We start from the raw sequence: 18224 nt of genomic DNA on the forward strand, positions 1-18224 counted from the left end.
GGTTGACATTTTTCTTTCGAAATTGGTAGAGTAACTTTCGTCAACGATTTCAAAGTAATTCAGGAGGTTTTCCCATGCAGTGTCAAACAGTTATTCCTGGTGCCGAGTGCACGTTCTGGGGCAAACAGGGTTGCGTCTTTACCGAAGGCTCGTGCCAGACCATTGTCGAGAATTGCGAAGGGTGTGACCGCGTCGTGACCGGCAGCATCGGTCAGGTATGCAGCGCCTATCCGGCCCCGGAGAAGAAGTGGGCCAACGGTATTTGCAACTTCGCGACCCACGTCAAGGTCGAGATCAAAACCGACGATGCCAAGATCAACCCGCTCAAGGCATCCAAGAAAGCAGCCGGCGCCAAGAAGAAGAAGTAATTCCGCTTCGGCAAACGCTCTCGAAGGGAGGACACTCGTCCTCCCTTTTTTTGTGCCCAAACAGGGATAAACAGGATAAAAACAAGAACCTAACAGGGATACATGGGATGAATGGGATAAAATCTAAGCTTAAAACAAAACATCTTAAACAGGTTCCAAGATTGTAAGACAATAAGATTCCAAGATTTAGGCTTTAAGGCTTTACGACTTTAAGGCTTTAAGGCTTTAAGGCTCTAAGGCTCTAAGGCTCTAAGGCTCTAAGGCTCTAAGGCTCTAGGTTTTATCCCATGTATCCCATTCATCCCTGTTTTTTTAGGTTTTATCCTGTTCATCCCATTCATCCCTGTTCTATCGGTTTATCCCTGTTACACTACCCCCGGAGGAGGAACTTATGGCCTACGATTACCTTACCTGTCCTGCCTGCGGTGCTCGCGTCAAGGACTACCGCAACCCGCACCCCACCGTCGACATCATCATCGAACTCACTGAAGGCATCGTGCTCATCGAACGACGCAACGAACCTTTCGGCTGGGCGCTCCCCGGCGGCTACGTCGACTACGGCGAAATGCTCGAGACGGCTGCCATCCGTGAAGCCAAGGAAGAGACGGACCTCGACATCAGCGACCTGCGACTGCTCGGTTGCTACTCGGACCCCAAACGCGACACCCGGGGCCACAACATCTCCACCGTCTACGTCGCCAAGGCTCAGGGCACTCCCCGGGCGGGCGACGACGCCGCCGGGCTCAAGGTGTTCCCCCTGGAAGCGCTCCCCGAGCCGCTCTGTTTCGACCACGCCCAGATCCTCGCCGACTACCGCGCCCGCAAGGCTGCCGGTGCCCTTTAAAACAAACGGGGCGGAAGTTTCTGACTCCCGCCCCGTCGCATTCTCGGCTGGTTTACCTGGCTAGCAGTACCCCCCAACCCTGGCATGTTCGCAGCTACCCCTATCTCACCCGGCCAGTTCCTCGAGAAAAACCAATTCGGGCTGCGAGGGGACCAATCCCATCTCGAATGCATGGCGGAAGAACGTGCGCGCCCCTTCCAGGTGAGCCGGGGTCAGTTCATAGGAGATGGTCTGCCAGTAGTCGACCAGCTCCGGCGAACTCATCCAGGCGTTCTCGGTGCACCCTGCGGCGATCTCGGCGTAGGAGGCGTAGGCCAGTTTCTTCGCGGCCACCAGGTCCCGCCCCAGGGCGACCAGTTCGGCAGCCTTGCCGCGTACCGCGTCGCGGCGCACGATCCAGAGCGCGAAGACAAAGGGAAGGCCGGTGAACTCGTGCCAGAGCTCACCTAAATCGTAGACGCGCCAGTCACCTACCAGCCGGGCCCCCTTCAGGGCGGCATCGCCGATCAGAAGCACCGCGGGGTACTCCTGCAGGGCCATGGTGAGCGGCGACTGGGTGCGTTCATAGGTGTTGGTAAAACCGTACTTGCGGGCCAGGAGCACCTTGAGGAGGTTGACGGAGGTGTCGGATTCGGCGCTCAGCCCCACCGTGGCGCCGTCCAGCCGCTCGATGGGGACGCGGGAGAAGAGCAGCACGCTCTTCACCGGGCCGATGGCGCTTATCGAGAGCTCGGGGAGCAGGCAGTACTGCTCATGGGCCGAAGCGTACTCAATGGAGGAGGAGGGGCTCAGATCTAACCCACCCGACCTCAACAGGGCGTTCAGGTGGGCCGGGACGCCGGGAACGAAGCGGTACCCGGAACAGTCGAAATGGGCGGCAAGCGCGGTGAAAATGGGGGTGCAGTTGGCGTAGCGGATGTGTCCGATGTTAAGTGTCATGTTGTACATCCAATCTTTCAAAGAAATCGAGGCCAGACTATACCAAGGCCCGGTCAATATCAAGACGAAACTGGCTTACTCACTGAGCCGCACCGGGTAACAAATAACTGGCAACCGTGGCTCTTTTCGATGCAGAAACCGCACGGTACGACTCAGTGCCGGCAAAAGAAAAAGACGGAAGGCACCTTCCGTCTTTTTCAGCACTGCACCAAGTTGTACCGAGCTACTCGCCGTTGGTCACGTAGTCTTCGTAGACGTCCGCAGCCATCAGCAGGTTCATCTCCTCGGCGTCCGGGACCTCGAGAACGACCAGCCAGCCGGCGTCGTAGGGGTCGTCGTTGATGAACTCCGGGGCGTTACTCAGTTCCGAGTTCACCTCGAGCACCGTCCCGGAGAGAGGTGCGTACAGCTCGGCGACCGTCTTGCGCGCCTCGATCGAGCCGAAGGAATCGTCCTGCTCCAGTTCGTCGCCCGGTTCGGGAAGTTCTACGGAGCTGATGTTGCCCAGTTCCGCCTGCGCGTAATCGGTGATGCCGATGACCGCACGGTCCCCTTCCAGACGTACCCACATGTGTTCCTTGCTGTACTTAAGTTCCTCGGGAAAATCCATACGTTACTCCAATACTAATCGTTCGATGAAGCCTGTGTCGATGTTGCCTTCGATGAAATCCTTGTTGGACATGATGCGCTTGTGGAACGGGATGGTGGTCTTGATGCCGTCGACGATGTACTCGTCGAGAGCGCGGGCCATCCGCTTGATCGCCTCTTCCCTGGTGTCGGCATGCACGATGAGCTTGGCGATCAGGGAGTCGTAGTGCGGCACCACAGTGTAGTTCGTGTAGACGAAGGAGTCAACACGCACGCCGAGTCCGCCCGGGGTGTGGTGGTCGGTGATCTTGCCGGGGGACGGGGTGAACTTCACCGAGTCCTCGGCGTTGATGCGGCACTCGATGGAGTGGCCCTTGATCTTGATGTCGTCCTGGGTGTAGCGGAGCTTCAACCCGTAGGCGGAGCGGATCTGCTCCTTCACCACGTCGACGCCGGTAACCATCTCGGTGACCGGGTGCTCGACCTGGACGCGGGTGTTCATCTCCATGAAGTAGAAGTTGTTGTTCTTGTCGACCAGGAACTCCATGGTGCCGACCGAGTTGTAGTTGACCGCCTTGGCGGCGGCAACCGCTGCGGCACCCATCTTCTCGCGCAGCTCGGGGGTGGTCACCGTGGAGGGGGCCTCCTCGATCACCTTCTGGTGGCGGCGCTGGATGGAGCAGTCGCGCTCGCCCAGGTGCACCACGTTACCGTGCTTGTCGGCCAGGATCTGGATCTCGACGTGGCGCGGGTTCTCGCAGTAGCGCTCGATGTAGACCTCGGGGTTGCCGAAGCCGGTCTGCGCCTCGGCACGCGCGGTGGCGAAGGCATTGGGAAGCGCCGCCGGCGAGTGCACGATCTTCATGCCACGCCCGCCGCCGCCCGCGGTCGCCTTGATGATGACCGGGAAGCCGATCTCCTTGGCTACGCGCACCGCCTCGTTGACGTCGTGCACCCCTTCCTTGGTACCGGGGAGGATGGGGACGCCGACCTTGATCACCGCCTGGCGGGCCGAGATCTTGTCGCCCATGATGCGCATGCTCTCGGCCGTCGGTCCGATGAAGGTGATGCCGCACTTCTCGCAGACATCGGCGAAGACCGGGTTCTCGGAGAGAAAGCCGTAGCCGGGATGGATCGCTTCGGCGTCGGTCAGTTCCGCGGCGGAGATGATGGCGTTGATGTTGAGGTAGCTTAAGAGGCTGGGAGCGGGTCCGATGCAGACGCTCTCGTCGGCAAGTTTCACGTGCAGCGAATCCTTGTCGGCGGAGGAGTAGACGGCGACCGTCTTGATCCCCATCTCTTTGCAGGTCCTGATGATCCTCAGGGCAATTTCACCCCGGTTGGCGATAAGAACTTTATGAAACATGTTGATCTCCCGGGGAAGCGACGACGGGACCGCAGGCGCGGGAATCGGATGATCCTCCAGGCGCGGGCTGCCGGTACGGGTCGCCTCCCTGTTCCTTGTGGTAGCGGCGAGGGTCCACTCGCCCTCCCCTTGTGGCACGCGCCTCAGGCGGTGCTGCCGTCAGGGGCCAGCTAGGGCAGGAGGGGGTAAACCGTAAACCGGGTCCCCCCCCTCCTCAGCCGACTAGAGTTTTTCGACGATGAAGAGCTGGTCGCCGTACTCGACCGGCTGCGCGTTTTCTTTGCAGATGCGCACGATCTTGCAGCGGTACTCGGCTTCTATCTCGTTCATGAGCTTCATGGCCTCGACGATGCAGAGGACCTGCCCCTTCTCGACGACCTGGCCGACTTCCACGTAGGGGGCTGCTTCCGGAGACGGCGCGCGGTAGAAGGTGCCCACGATCGGGGAGGTGACGGCATCCCCTTCCTCTGCGGAAGCAGCGGGGGCGGCGGCCGGAGCTGCGGCGGCCGGAGCGGCCGGTGCGGCAGCCTGGGGAGCATACGCGAAGGGAACCGCCTGCGGCATCTGGAACTGGGGTGCGGCCACGGTGCAGCCACGCTTGATGACGATCTTGTCTTCGGCGTTTTCCAGCTCGAACTCGGTGATGTCGGTTTCGGTTACCATCTTGATCAGGGTCTTCAGGTCTTTTATATCCACGTTGCTCTCCTTTTCATTCCAGTGTTAAACAATCATCAACTGCTTGGGTACCTGCGTTATCCTGCGGCAGCCATCGGATTCGACGACCACGCTGTCCTCTATCCTCACCCCGCCGAATCCGGGGAGGTAGATCCCGGGCTCCACGGTGAATACCATCCCTTCCTCGATGACCTGGGTGCTGCGCGGCGACGCCGTGGGGGGCTCGTGGATGTCGATGCCGATCCCGTGCCCCAGGCCATGCCCGAAGTACGGGCCGAACCCCTTGGAGGCGATGTAGTCGCGCGCCTTGGCGTCCACGTCCTTGAAGCTTACCCCGGGGCGCACCGCCTCGATGGCCAACTCCTGCGCCACCCGCACCGTCTCGTAGACCTCGCGCTGGCGGCTGTCGGGCTCGCCCAGGCTCACCGTCACCGTCTCGTCGGAGCAGTACCCCTCGAAGAGTGCACCGTAGTCGAAGGTGACCAGCTCTCCTGCGGCCAGCCGCTTTTCCGAGGCCCGGCCGTGCGGCAGGGCGCCGCGCTCACCCGAGGCCACGATGAAATCGAAGGATTTTCCCTCGGCGCCACGCTCCCGCATGGCAACCTCGAGTGCCCAGGCGAGTTCGCTCTCCACCGCTCCGGGCTTAGCCAGCGGGAGGATCTCCAGAAGCGACTGGGAGGCGATCTGCGCCACGCGCTCCAGGGTCCGCAACTCCTCGGCGTCCTTGACGGCCCGCAAGAGGGTGAGTTCATTGTCAGCCGGTATGAAGCGCAGACCGGGGAGGCGCCCTTCGAGGTCGCGGAAGGCCTGGACGCTCATGTGCCCCGCCTCGAAGGCGAGGCTTGCGGCGCCCGACTCACGGACCAGCGCGACCACCGAGTCGAGCCGGTTCGAGAACTCGACGACCTGGGCTCCCTTCACCTGGGCGCCGGCCTGGGAGGTGTAGCGCGAGTCGGTGAGGAACCACCCGGCGCTCTGGGATACCAAGAGTGTCCCTTCACTTCCGGTGAAGCCGGTGAGGTACCTGATATTGCTGAGGTTGGTGATCAACAGGAGATCCGCGCCGACGTTCTGCAGGGCCCCCCGGGCCTTCAAGACTCTGTTTGATAGCATAAAAGCCGCCTCGATGACAATCTATTTCTCCAGCACACTTACCAGCGCGCGAAGCCCCAAAAGGTAGCTTTCCGGGCCGAATCCGCAGATCTGGCCGACCGCAATGGGAGCCAGGTAACTGTGGGTGCGAAACGCCTCGCGGGCGTGGATGTTGGAGAGGTGTACTTCGACGGTGGGGAGCGCCGTGGCCGCCACGGCGTCCCGGATGGCAACGCTGGTGTGGGTGTAGGCTGCCGGGTTGATCAGGATCCCCTGGCAGTCCCCCATGGCCTCTTGGATGGCGTCCACCAGGGCCCCTTCCGAGTTGGACTGCAGGGTTTTAAGCTCGACCTCCAGTTCGCGGGCCAGCGCGGAGAGAGCGCTGTTGATCCCTTCCAGGGTCGTGCTGCCGTACACCCCGGGTTCCCGGACACCCAGGAGGTTCAGGTTGGGGCCGTGCAGGACCAGGATCCGCTTCGGGGCGACACTCATGGCGCTCATTGCAGCGACTCCCTAAGTCCGGGGGCCTCGCGTTTGAGGAGGTAGCGGGCCTTGCCGAAGTTGCCATCCGAGGCAAGGACCAGCGCGACGAAGAACTCGTCGCTCACCCCGCGCACCAGGACGATGCAGTTGTCGGCGATGATGGAAACCTCCTGCAGCTCACCGGTCTTGAGGACGCCTACGGTCCGCTTGATCTCCTTGAGCACCGAGGCGTACTCAACCGCCAGGGTCGGCACGTCGAGCTCGGTGGTCGCCGCACTGTATTCCTCGATGGCGATGCCGTCGTAGCCCATGATGACTCCGCCCAGCGCGCCGATGTTATCCTCGACCAGGGCCTGCAGGATCTTCTTAAAGCCCATCTTTTCTTCTCCTTATGTTGTCCAGCCAACGGGAAAGTTCTGTCACCAGTTCGGCCTCCTCCCCTGCCCCTCCGGTTGCCGCAGCAGATACGGCAGCGGGTTGCACGGTTGCCGGCTCGGCCTCGAGTGCGCCCGGCGCGGGAGACGCCGTAACGGGCTCCGGCTCTTCAAGGATACCGAGATCTTCAAAAGCGGGAAAGGCATCGTTCGCGGTGAACTCGTCGGGTCCCGACGCGTCGAGAGGTTCGGGATCGGACAGCACGGGAGCCACGGCAGGTTCGGGCTCGACCTCGAAGACAGGGGTTTCGAACAGAGCAGCGGCAGGTGCTGCGCTCGGGAACGCCGGGGCCTCGACAGGTGCAGCGGAGAGTGGTGTCGCGGGCGGGGATGCCGGTTCATCAGGGGTGAAGAGGGCATCGAGGCCGGACTTGGGAGCGGCGACCGGCTCCCAGGCGGGGGCGTCCTCGTCCAGTTCCAGTTCCTCATCGGAGGCGGGAAAATCGAACGTGACATCGGCGGCGGGAAGCGTGCCTGCCTGCTGGTGGTCCAAGGCCGTCTTCAGCTCGGCCCAGCGCAGACGGTACCCCTGGTTGGCCGGAGCCGCGGCGGAGAGCTCCTGGTAGATAGCGATCGCCTTATCGAGAAAGCCCTGCGAGACGTAGAGTTCGGCGAGGGTCGCCGTGGTGAGCGGATCGCGCACCCCCGTTCCGGCTGACGGGAACTCCTCCGGCTCATCCTCCAGAGGTTCGAGGTCCTCGATGACCTCGACATCCTCGATGATCTCCTCCTCGTCTTCTTCCGGGGCGGCGCTTACCAGGGCAGGCGAGAGATCCGGCATGCTCTCCAGGGACTGCAGGAGCAGTACGCTCTCGGCATCCTCCGGGTTTTGCACCAGTACCTGGTTCAGGACCTTCTGGGCGAGCCGCAGATCGCCCTCATCCACGTAGAGTTGTGACAAGAGCTTCAAGGCCCGGACATGTTCGGGGTTGAGTTCGGCGGCCCGCTCCAGTGCGCTGCGCGCCTCGTCCTTGATCCCCTTGTCGAAGAAGGCGGCCCCCAGGGCGAAGAAGCCTCCCGGGTAGTCGGGGTGAAGTCTGCAACCTTTTTTGGCGACCAGGATGGCATCGTCCAGCAGTCCCAGTTTGCGGTACAGCTCAGAGAGCGGTGCAAAGCTGAGCGAGCGCGGGTCGGCCTCCAGCATGTTCTCGAAACGCTGGATCTCGCTCCAAAAAGAAATTGCCTCTTCTACCATGTCACTCTCCTATGCCACAGATCTCCAAAAGCGCGTTCAGGTCTTTCACTCTCTCCATATGGTAGGCACCGATTCCCTGGTTGCAGATGAAAAGCAGTCCCTTGTCACGGACCTTCTTGTCGTGGGAGAGGGCCTCGGCATAGGCTGCGGCCGGGAAACACGGGAGTTCCCGGGGGAGCCCGAAGCGGGCCAGGAGCGCCTCGATGCGCTCACAGTCCGCCTGGCTGCAGGTGCCGAAGGCCTTAGATATCCTGGCTGCCTGGACCATGCCGATGGCAACCGCCTCGCCATGCAGGAACTGCGAGTAGCCGGTCAGGGTCTCGACGGCGTGCCCCAGGGTGTGCCCGTAGTTGAGGACCGCGCGCACCCCCCCTTCCCGTTCGTCGGACTCGACGACCCGGGCCTTGATGGCGCAGGACCGTCCGACCGCGTGGATCAGGGCCTCCTTGTCGCGTGCCAGGAGACGCTCGGCGTTGTCCTCGAGGAAGCTGAAGAAGTCGGCATCGAGCACCGCCCCGTACTTGATGATCTCGCCCAGCCCGCAGAGGAACTCGCGTTGCGGCAGGGAGTCGAGCGTGGTCACGTCGATGAGCACGGCGCGTGGCTGGTAAAAGGCGCCGATCAGGTTTTTCCCTTTGGGGTGGTTGATGCCGGTCTTGCCGCCGACGCTCGAGTCGACCTGGGACAACAGCGTGGTCGGCACCTGGATGAACGGGATACCGCGCAGGTAGCTTGCTGCCGCGTACCCGGCCATGTCGCCGATCACCCCGCCTCCCAGGGCGACGATGAACGAGCCACGGTCGAGGGCGGCGTCCACCAGGCCGTCAAAGATGAGATTCAAGGTGGTGCTGTTTTTGTGCTGCTCGCCATCGGGGAGTTCGATCAGGACGCTGCGGAAACCCGCCTGCTCCAGCGCAGCGCGGACCCGGTCGTAGTAGAGAGGAGCCACGGTAGTGTTGCTTACCACGGCTGCGCTACCCGAGAGTTCCAGTTCGCGGCAGACCCGGCCCAGGGTATCGAGGTTTCCGGCCCCCAGGGAGATGTCGTAGCTGCGCTCTCCGAGAGCAACCCTCACCGTATCTGTTCGCACATTCCCCCCTGTGACACTGCGGATGATCTCATCGGCTACGGCCTCGATGCTCTTCGCGTCGGTCGCGATGCGCAGGTCGGCATCGGCGTAGCACCCCTCCCTGGCCTCCAGCATGGTGCGGATCCGCTCCAGAGACGGGTCGTTTTGCAAAAGCGGTCGTTCGCTGTCCCCCGAAACGCGCGCGGCGATGGTTTCCACCGAGGCCGTCAGGTTGACAATGGTGCCCGAGGCGCGCATCAGGGTCCGGTTGGCACTCGAGAGCACCGCGCCACCGCCGGTGGAAACTACCAGGCCGTTTCCGGCGACAACCCGCCCCAGCACCCGGGATTCCAGCTCGCGAAAGGCAGGTTCACCCTGGTTGGCGAAGATCTCTTTGATAGTGACGCCGGCTTCCTGGACGATCGCCTCGTCGAGGTCGAGGTAGCGAAACCCCAGGCGCGTGGCAAGTACCCGCCCCACGCTGGTTTTGCCGCACCCCATGAAGCCGGTGAGGATGATGTTTTTCAAGGTTCTGGTTTCCGTTTGTTCAGCGGCCCGATCCGTCGACCGGTCGGACCGGGCTAACCGGACAGTTAAGGTCGAGACCCTAGAACTCGCGCAAATACTCGATGTACCCGGCGTAGTTGCGGGCGGTCTCGGCAATGGAATCGCCGCCGAACTTCTCCATGAAGGCGTTGGCTACCTCGATGGCCACCACCGCCTCGGCAACCACCGAGGCTGCCGGCACCGCACAGACGTCGGAGCGTTCCACGGTTGCCTCGAAGGGCTCCTTGGTGACGATATCCACCGACTGCAGCGGGGTGTACAGGGTCGGGATCGGCTTCATGGCGCCGCGCACCACGATCTCCTCGCCGTTGGTGATCCCCCCTTCGAGGCCGCCGGCGTTGTTGGTGGTGCGGTAGAAGCCGGTCTGGTCGCCACGCAGCACCCGCTGCGGATCGAAGAAGAGCTCGTCGTGCACCTGGGAGCCGGGTTTGCGGGCCGCCTCGAACCCGAGCCCCACCTCGACCCCCTTGAAGGCCTGGATACTCATAACGGCTGCGGCCAGCCGGGCATCGAGCCGGCGGTCCCACTGCACGTGGCTCCCGAGGCCGACCGGAGCCCCGGTCACGCGGACCTCGACGATACCGCCTAGGCTGTCGCCCTTGGCCCTGGCCTGGTCGATCACCTCGATCATGCGGGTCTCGGCCTCGGTGTCGTAGGTGTAGAGCGGGGAAACGGCGATCAGGTGCTGCAGTTCCTTGAGGCTTACCTCGGGGCGGGTGGCAACGATGCCGCAGAGTTCCACGACACATCCGGTGACCGAGATGCCGAAGCGGTTCAGGTAGCTCTTGGCAACCGCACCGACCGCTACCCGGACCGCGGTCTCGCGGGCGCTGGAGCGCTCCAGGATGTTGCGCACGTCGCGGTGCTGGTACTTGAGCGAACCGGGCAGGTCGGCGTGCCCGGGCCGGGCACGGGTTACCGCGATGCTCGGGTCGCGGTGTTCCTCGAAGGGAGACATCCGTTTTTCCCAGTTCACCCAGTCCGAGTTTTCCACCACGAGGGTGACCGGCGAGCCAAGCGTCTCGCCCCAGCGCACGCCGGAGAGGATCCGCGCCTTGTCCGTTTCGATGAGCATCCTGCCGCCGCGGCCGTAGCCCCCCTGCCGGCGCGCCAGGTGCTGGTTGATCTCGCTTTCGGTCAACTTAAGTCCGGAGGGGAGTCCTTCCACGATGGCCGTCAACTGCGGCCCGTGCGACTCGCCTGCGGTTAGGTATCTCAACATGCCTGCTCCTTAAGAAGGGTCCTCAGCCAGGGGTAAGTGCCCGGAGTGCACGGGCGAGGAGGCTGGTCCCCAGACTGCCGTTCGGATACTAACAATATTTTTAATTACAATCAAAAAGAAAGTGCCAATTTTACTGTCTGCCGGACTGACTGGAATTTTGCAGCCCCACAAACAAATGCCAGGGATTAACCTGGCATTTGATACTGCGGTTACAAGTTGTCGTTCAACTACCGTGGAAAGCGTTGCTGTCCCAGGTTAGGCCCTGACGCTGCGCCGCACCCTGAAGGTACGCCTCAAGCCCCTAAACAGGCCGGCAAACACCAGTGCCACCAAGGCCAGCGGGTACTTCACCGCGAAGATGAGCGGGGTGAGTGCCAAGCGGGTCAGGACCCGCAACAGACCATGCTCGCGGATGAAATCTGCGACCGGAGGACTGTAGCGATAGTAGAAGTGCACGAAGGCGGTACCCGGCTTGGTCTGCAGCAGGACATCGTCGCGGAAGTGACGCAGCACCATAACGTGCGGGTCGAGATAGCTGCCATAGGCGGCGGTTGCGATAAAGCAGCCGCTCTTGCCACCGGAGGAAGCAGGCGCCGCATTGGCTCCGCCGCCGCTGTTGGTTCCGCCACCACCGCTGCCGCTGGGAGCAATGGCCAAAGCCATCTGCTTAGACACGGTCCCCCCCACCGAATCGCCTACCGAAATGGAGAAGCTATAGTTGCCGGCAACGGTCGGCTTGCCCGAGATAATTCCCGAGGCCGAGTCGAGGGTAAGCCCCGGCGGGAGTGCCGGGCTGACACTGTAGACCAGGGGCGAAGTACCGCCGGTGCCCTGAATCTGCTGGGTGTAGTTAATGCCGACGATTCCGTCGAAAAGGGTCGTCCCGGTGCTGATTCCCAGGGGGCCGTTGATTATTATGGTGAGGCTACGGGTGGCGGTGTTGGCGTTGCCATCGGTAGCCAACGTAGTGAAGGTATAGGTCCCCGCGGTAGTGGGCGTACCTGAAATTGTGCCATTGGTAGCATTGAGAGTAAGACCGGGCGCAGGAGACAGATTACCGGCGCCGCCAGAAGTTATCGACCAGATGACCGGATTGGCCCCACCGGATGAGAGGAGTTGCTCGGTGTAATTGGAGACAGCTACGGTCCAGGTTTTAAGGCTCGTGTTGGTGATACTGAGGGAGGCGATCTTCAAGGTGAACGCCTTGGTAATGGTGCTCCCGGCATTGTCCGTAACCGAAACCGTAAAGGTGTACGAAGGGAGCGGGTTGCTGGACGCCAGGACGGTGCCGCTGATCACCCCGGTAGTCGGATTAAGGGTCATGCCGGGAGGCAGGCTTCCGGAAGTGACCGTCCAGGTGCCGTAAGGCACAACACCTCCGGCGGCAACGAGGGTGTCAGTAGTGTTGGCACCCAAAACGATGTCCGGCAGCTGCGTGGTGCTGATGGATAACGCCTTATTGCCAATTCCCGCGCCGGAGAGGTAGATGACGGACTCCCCACCATTGGAGTTGAACACCATCTTGTACCCGTTTGCAGGACTTCCCGAGAAGGAACCGGCACCGGTCGGCGCAAAGCGGATGGTCATATCGGCACTGGTACCCGGGCTGATAGTAACCGGCTTGGGTGTAGTGAAGGAGAACGGCGCCGTCGGTTCCAGAATCGAGTTGATGGTGAGAATGGCGTTGCCGTTGTTCTGAACCTTGAAGTTGTAATCCTTGTACGGAGTCGCTGACGTGATGTCGACATTGCCGAAATCAATGGAACCGCTGGTAATGGGAATGGAAGTGCTGTCGGCAATTACCAGTTGCGGCGAAACGGAGAACTCCAGAAGCTGTGCATAGATATCAGAGTTGTTGTTGAGTCGGCCATCTTTCCAGACCACCAGGAATTTCCGGAAGTAAACATCACCGAAGATGACCGCGGGTGCCAATTGGTTGCCCGGGGCCACGGTAACAATGGCGTTGCTACCGGAAAGCTGCCCCTGAGGGTCGATAAACTGGCTGTAGATATCCATGTTCGAGATGTTGACGTTCTGGTTTCTGGCATCTTCCCACGCCACCAGGAAGCGCTGGTTGACGTTGTCGAACGCGGCAACCGGTGAGGTTTGATCGCCTGCTATGGCAGATACGTTGATCCCGTTTCCGTAGCTGGTGAAGCTGTTCAGGTCCAGCAACTGGGCGAGGATATCCTTCCCCGTGGCATCCACGTTGTCTTCCCAGGCAACCAGCATCCTCATGGTGTTGGGATCAACCGCAAGGGCAGGATAGGTAGCGGTGCCTCCCAAACTGATGTCTTTGACGAGTCCCAGTCCCTGATCACGCCGGATCTTGATTTTGGTGGCGGAATCGGCATTGGAGGTTGCAAACCCAGCCGAGCTGTAGGTACAGCTTGTAGCCGGATCGGGATCCTTGGAGTAAAGAACGTTTACCGTCACCGTTTGATTAATCCCACTCCAGACACGATAGACCTCGCCAGTACTGGGGTTACACGCCAGCTTCGCTTTCGATTCGGAAGTCTGTACCGAGTAACCAAGGGCGATCACGCTTCCGTTATCGGTGGCACCGGTACTCACCAGAGTCGAAACCCACTCCGGGTTCCCTACCGCACCGCCTACAGGGTTGACCTGAATCATCCTTACTACGTTGTTGTCGACGTACGGGTACGGAATGATGTTGAGGGTCGCCGAATTGCTGCAGACCTGTCCCTGTACCGTAATGGTGTGGTTGGTGTCGATGTCGCTCGTTTCGACGTACCCGATGACGAAGCGCTTGGTGACCGGATTGTAGAGGATGTCCGGTTCACCCTGAGCCTGGTGAGTCGTTATCTGGTAAGAGTATCCGCTGGCCGTGTAGTTGTACTCGGCAGGCATGGTAAGGGTAAGGTGCGTCTCGTCCTCGACGGAGGCCACGTCATAGTAGAAACCACCAACAAATAGTGCATCACCAGGAAGCACGTGCTCCGACACAAACTTCGTACCGGTGCCCGTAATGGTCGCAGAGGGAGTATTGCCTCTATAGGCAGTGAACCCGTAGGTCCCGGTGGCACCTGTAAAGGTGCTCGTCAAGGTGAGCGAGGTATTGGACAAAACTGAATTGACAAAGTAAACGCTCTTGCCAATAAGGAAATAATCACCGACCTGCACGCTGGACAGGAAGCTAGTTCCAACACCGCTGACCGTGGCTGCATCCTTTGTTAAAGTCACAAATCCAGTAACCGGTGCGGATCTGGAACCCTGGACACTCACTGTCCCCGAAACTGAAACGAGGTTATTAGTTATTGCGAAATTGTCGGGTGAATTGGAAGTAGTTGTGCCGTCTTTGGCCAGATAACTGCCGTCCGGCGCAAGGAACTGGCCAAAAATCTGGCTGCCGCCATTACGGGAGTCCACCCAGATAACAAGGTACTTTCCAGTTTTGCCCTGATAGTCCGGATAAAAGGCAACTTTGGGCAACCTCTGAGAGGAACCGGTAGGCCCCTCGCTTATTTTGATCTCCGGCGATACAAAGGACATCGGGGGGGTCGAAACTTTGGGCACCGACGAGGTGGTGTTGTCGAAACGCAATTTCCCGTCGGAATGAAGGTTTTTGCCCAGGGTAATTCTTCCGTAGATATCGGTGGAACCATCGGGGTTCCGCGAATCGGTCCAGACGGACAGGTACTGATGGTTGATCGGGTCGAAGGCAACAGCGGGCTGCGACTGGTCGTTGCTATCGGTCGTAAGTTGTTGATCGCTGGTGAGGACTTTCCCCAACTTTCCCTTGCCGCTGGCAGAGCTCACCGTACTCTTCCCATTGCATCCAAACAGCACGCAAAGTGCCAGAAGCAGTAAAATCCAGCTTTTCCCTCGTCCTAAAGTCATCGTAGTACCCCATTCAAAGTGCAACTAAGTTAAAAACAGCCGAAGGTATCGATCCTGAACCGTCGCCGCTTACCAACGCGGAATTATCAGCTATTGGTAAAGGTAAGTTTGAGCGAGTTGTTGAAGGTGATGGTGCCAGGCTTGCCGGTGCCATGTTCACGGACGTCAAAGGTCACCACTACCCAGTAAGAGGCACTCGCACCGGCACTGAGCACACCCTGCAGGTAGCTTTTTACCGAATCGGTGTCGATATCGATGGCAACAGTGGTCGTGGCACCAGGTGCGATAAGAATCGGGTTGGCTGCTGGATACTGCGGGGTAGCGGACGCCGGAAGGGTGAGTGCGACGTTGCCGGCAATGGCGGGGACCAAAGTAACGGTGGTCTTTTCGATGGTAAGATTCTCCGCCGTGGTTGCCGAAGGGTACACCGTGGTCGTAATAACGAGGTTGGCGGTTACCGGGCTGGTGGTACTCAGGTTAACGGCTCCGCCTCCTGTGACAAACGTTCCGCTGGTGGGCATAGCGTACACCGTGGCGAACTCGGCGGTACTACCGGACTTGCCGTCACCACACCCGGCTACGGCAAGAACACCTATAACAAGCATCAATCTAGCAAGTCGGCTCAACAACATAGTATCTCCTTAGTTCACCAGCTTGGGCGTAATGAAAATGAGCAGTTCGGATTTGGTCTTGCTCTTCGCGTTGGACTTGAACAGCCAGCCCAGAAGCGGGATGTCTGCCAGGAACGGCACGCCGGTGTCGGACTCGGTGTCGCTGTCCACGTAGATGCCGCCGATGACCGTGGTCTCGCCGTTGGCGACCACGAGCTCGGTGGTTGCTTCCTTCTTGTTGATCGGCGGCGGCGACCCGGTACCCGGGGAGTTGTTGCTCGCCTTGATCTTCATGCTCACCGAACCGTCGGCGGTGATGTGCGGTGTCACCTCGAGGGTGAGGGCTGCCTCGACGAACTCGGTCTTGGTACCCTCGGCGGAGGTGGTCTGGTAGGGGATCGACTGCCCCTGGGAGATCTTGGCGGCCTTGTTGTTGAGCGTCACCACTTTCGGGGTGGAGATGATCTTCACCTGGCCGATGGTCGCTGCAGCGGCAAGACGCATTTCCAGCTGGATGTTGCTGGTCAATTTGCCGAAGGACATCCCCATCCCGATGCCGCCAGCGCCGGTGGTGCCGGGGCCGGTGGTGGAGACCACGCCGCCGAAGGTGGTGTCGACGGCGTTGATCCCGAGGGTCGAGGCCGAGCCGTCGCGGTAGGTGAGTCCCCACTGGACACCGAGGTCCCGGGTGAAGGAGTTGGTCGCCTCGACGATGCGGGCCTCGATCATCACCTGTTTCTCGGGGGTATCGAGGTTTCTCAGCAGGGACCGCATCTCGTCGAGGGCAGTCTGGATGTCCTTGACGATGACCCGGCTGGTGCGGTCATCCTTGGTGATGGTCCCCCGCTCGCTCTTAAGGGCGGCGAACTGGGTGGCGACATCGTTGGTCGAGGCGTAGTTCACCTCGAAGACCATGGTGCGCAGCTCCATGTTGCGCTCGGCAGCCTTCTTGGCAGCCATGTCCTCGTCGGCCTGGGTCTGGATCTTCGCCCTGGGTTTAATCTGTACGATGTTCCCCTCGCGCTGCATCCCGAGCCCCTTGGCGTCGAGGATCACGTCGAGTGCCTGGTCCCAGGGGACGTTCACGAGCTTGATGCTGATGGTACCGGTGACGTCGTCGGCGATCAGGAAGTTAAGGTTACTCACCTCGGCAATAAGTTGGAAGATCTTCCTGATGTCCGCGTCAGAGAACTCCAGGGTTACCCGGCGCCCCTTGTACACCTTCTTATTGTGGTGCTGCACCGAGGGGATCTCGGTCACCATGTCGTCCTGGCGCGGGGCCGGCAAGAGCTCTTCGGCAACCTGCGGCTCGACCGGCTGCGCTTCATGGGCACGCGCCGGTGCAGCCGGAAGCTTGGCGGCAGGGAGCGGACCCGGATTGGTGATGTCCCAGAACAGCATGTCACCTTCGCGACGCACGCTGTAGGGCGGGTTGCCGCGCAGCCGCACCAAAAGCTTCGCGACGTTGTTCCCCTTCACTTTCACCTGGTAGGGGGTCACCGAGAGGACCGGGGAACCGAACTGGGTGGTGTCCAGGGCGCGCTGCAGTTTCTTGGGAACCTGGCAGTTCGCGATGCTCAGCGAAATCCCCTGGACGCCGTGCACCGGTTTACCTGCCTCGCAGCCGCCGGTAAGTTTCATGGTGATGCGGGAGACGCCGTCCACCACGTTGAAGTCGAGGGATTCCAGGGTCCCCTTGCCGTGCGCGGCATCGGCTGCAGCCGCGGTCTTAGTGACCTTGGGAGCCGGGGCAGCGGCTACCGCCTTCGCAGGTACCGCTTTGGGGGCGGCGGCCGGTTCGGCAACCGGAGCAGGTGCTGCGGCTGCAGCCGGTACGGACTCGGCAGCCGGTGCAGCGGCAACCGCTTTCACGGCCGGTGCCGGCTTGCCGGTGGCGGCACCCAGACGGATTTTAAGCCCTGCGTCGGTCTTCACGACATCAAAGGCCGGGGTCTTTTCATCGGCGGAATCAAGAACGATGCGCAGCTTGTCGGGGGTGCTCCCGATGCGCACGTTGGCGATTCCCAGCGCGCCTACCGGCACCACCTTTTGCCCGATGGCGTTCTTCACACCGAAGAGGTCCACCACGATGCGGTCGGGCTTGGCAAGCTTGAAGGAGTTGAAGGTGAGGACGCCCCCGGCCACCTGGAGCTCAACCCCGTCGGTTCCGGCAGTTACCGCGGTGAGCCGCCGGCCGCTTTCCTGGGCTGCGGGCTGCGGGGCAGCTTCGCTCACCACGGAACCGGCAGCGACGCCAGCGGCGGCTGCCACGGCGGCGGGATGGTCGGCCGGTTTTTCCGGAACTGCGGGGGAGTTGGCCGGATCGGCCGCCGCGACTGCAGGTTTTGCGCTTTCGGCTGCGTGGGCGGCCTGTTGCTCGGCCGGGAGGCTCTTCTCCTCGATACGCGCCTCGGCAAGCGGCTGCTCCTTCGCTTCCGGAGCCGGTTTGGTCTCGGCAAGCGCCGGTTTCGCGTCGGGTTCCGGTGCCACCATTGCCACGATGAGCCGGGTCTTGTCCGCGGGGTCGGTCGCGACGGTGAAGTCGGCATCCTTGAAGAGCGAGATCTCCACCCGGGTCAGCAGACCTCCGCCGACCGGTTGGCGAACGACGTCGATGCGCCGCACGTTGCCGCGGTTCACCTCGACCGAAGAGGCTACCTGGCCGGGATCGGTCTGGGAGATGTCCACGACCACCTTGGCCGGGTCACCGGCCTTATAGGAGGTATAGGTAAAGGGTTTGTCGCTGGCCAGTGCGATCTGCGAGGCGTCAGGGGAAACGGTCACCGAACGCAGGGTTGCGAAGCCGGGGCTTGTCGCGCGACTTGGCTCGTTGGCCGCCGACATCCTTTTGACACAGCCGGCAGATGACATGACCAACATGCTGAGTGCCATGGAAACACATATGACCCT

At 61.2% G+C, this 18224-nt stretch carries 15 protein-coding genes and 1 pseudogene; 2 read left to right on the forward strand and 14 right to left on the reverse strand.

The window, feature by feature from the left end; genetic code table 11:
* Window positions 1–74: 74 nt before the first annotated feature.
* Together H7688_RS01980 and H7688_RS01985 are read left to right on the forward strand one after the other, a co-directional pair.
* Complete coding sequence (locus H7688_RS01980; RefSeq protein WP_183352874.1) at window positions 75–368, forward strand: PxxKW family cysteine-rich protein; 294 nt, start codon at window positions 75–77, stop codon at window positions 366–368.
* 391 nt (window positions 369–759) lie between these two features.
* Window positions 760–1212, forward strand: coding sequence for an NUDIX domain-containing protein (locus H7688_RS01985; protein WP_183359346.1), 453 nt, complete (start codon window positions 760–762; stop codon window positions 1210–1212).
* A gap of 105 nt (window positions 1213–1317) precedes the next feature.
* On the opposite strand, the gene H7688_RS01990 is transcribed toward H7688_RS01985, so the two are convergent.
* From H7688_RS01990 to H7688_RS02050, 14 genes and pseudogenes are all read right to left on the reverse strand, one after another.
* Complete coding sequence (locus H7688_RS01990) at window positions 1318–2151, reverse strand: menaquinone biosynthetic enzyme MqnA/MqnD family protein (protein WP_183359347.1); 834 nt, start codon at window positions 2149–2151, stop codon at window positions 1318–1320.
* 223 nt (window positions 2152–2374) lie between these two features.
* Window positions 2375–2761, reverse strand: coding sequence for a glycine cleavage system protein GcvH (gene gcvH / locus H7688_RS01995; RefSeq protein WP_183359348.1), 387 nt, complete (start codon window positions 2759–2761; stop codon window positions 2375–2377).
* A 3-nt stretch (window positions 2762–2764) separates the two neighbouring features.
* A complete protein-coding gene (gene accC, locus H7688_RS02000) occupies window positions 2765–4105 on the reverse strand; it encodes an acetyl-CoA carboxylase biotin carboxylase subunit (protein WP_183359349.1) in 1341 nt (446 codons plus the stop codon).
* A 222-nt stretch (window positions 4106–4327) separates the two neighbouring features.
* Entirely contained in the window at window positions 4328–4801 is a 474-nt protein-coding gene (accB, locus tag H7688_RS02005; protein WP_183359350.1) for an acetyl-CoA carboxylase biotin carboxyl carrier protein, read from the reverse strand.
* A 24-nt stretch (window positions 4802–4825) separates the two neighbouring features.
* Complete coding sequence (locus tag H7688_RS02010; RefSeq protein ID WP_183359351.1) at window positions 4826–5893, reverse strand: M24 family metallopeptidase; 1068 nt, start codon at window positions 5891–5893, stop codon at window positions 4826–4828.
* Window positions 5894–5914: 21 nt separating this feature from the next.
* Window positions 5915–6364 carry a type II 3-dehydroquinate dehydratase gene (gene aroQ / locus H7688_RS02015; RefSeq protein WP_183359727.1) on the reverse strand — a complete coding sequence of 150 codons (450 nt, stop codon included), beginning with the start codon at window positions 6362–6364 and terminating at the stop codon, window positions 5915–5917.
* 5 nt (window positions 6365–6369) lie between these two features.
* Window positions 6370–6732 carry a roadblock/LC7 domain-containing protein gene (locus tag H7688_RS02020; RefSeq protein WP_183359352.1) on the reverse strand — a complete coding sequence of 121 codons (363 nt, stop codon included), beginning with the start codon at window positions 6730–6732 and terminating at the stop codon, window positions 6370–6372.
* Window positions 6722–7984: a tetratricopeptide repeat protein gene (locus tag H7688_RS02025; protein ID WP_183359353.1), complete on the reverse strand. Its 1263-nt coding sequence runs from the start codon at window positions 7982–7984 to the stop codon at window positions 6722–6724. Before H7688_RS02025 ends, H7688_RS02020 begins: the two co-directional genes overlap by 11 nt.
* A 1-nt stretch (window position 7985) precedes the next feature.
* The gene (aroB, locus tag H7688_RS02030; protein WP_198424450.1) at window positions 7986–9074 is read right to left on the reverse strand and encodes a 3-dehydroquinate synthase; all 1089 of its coding nucleotides are present in this window, start codon (window positions 9072–9074) and stop codon (window positions 7986–7988) included.
* Window positions 9075–9098: 24 nt separating this feature from the next.
* A pseudogene (locus H7688_RS22460) lies at window positions 9099–9554 on the reverse strand (shikimate kinase); the annotation flags it as partial.
* 106 nt (window positions 9555–9660) lie between these two features.
* Window positions 9661–10842, reverse strand: coding sequence for a chorismate synthase (gene aroC, locus H7688_RS02035; protein ID WP_183359355.1), 1182 nt, complete (start codon window positions 10840–10842; stop codon window positions 9661–9663).
* A gap of 255 nt (window positions 10843–11097) precedes the next feature.
* Window positions 11098–14622, reverse strand: a complete 3525-nt coding sequence (locus H7688_RS02040; RefSeq protein WP_246329678.1) for a CFI-box-CTERM domain-containing protein — start codon at window positions 14620–14622, stop codon at window positions 11098–11100.
* Window positions 14623–14789: 167 nt separating this feature from the next.
* A complete protein-coding gene (locus H7688_RS02045; RefSeq protein WP_183359357.1) occupies window positions 14790–15308 on the reverse strand; it encodes a hypothetical protein in 519 nt (172 codons plus the stop codon).
* A 36-nt stretch (window positions 15309–15344) separates the two neighbouring features.
* Complete coding sequence (locus tag H7688_RS02050; RefSeq protein WP_246329679.1) at window positions 15345–18206, reverse strand: type IV pilus secretin PilQ; 2862 nt, start codon at window positions 18204–18206, stop codon at window positions 15345–15347.
* Window positions 18207–18224 lie beyond the last annotated feature (18 nt).

The organism is Geomonas limicola (assembly GCF_014193675.1).
Classification (GTDB): domain Bacteria; phylum Desulfobacterota; class Desulfuromonadia; order Geobacterales; family Geobacteraceae; genus Geomonas; species Geomonas limicola.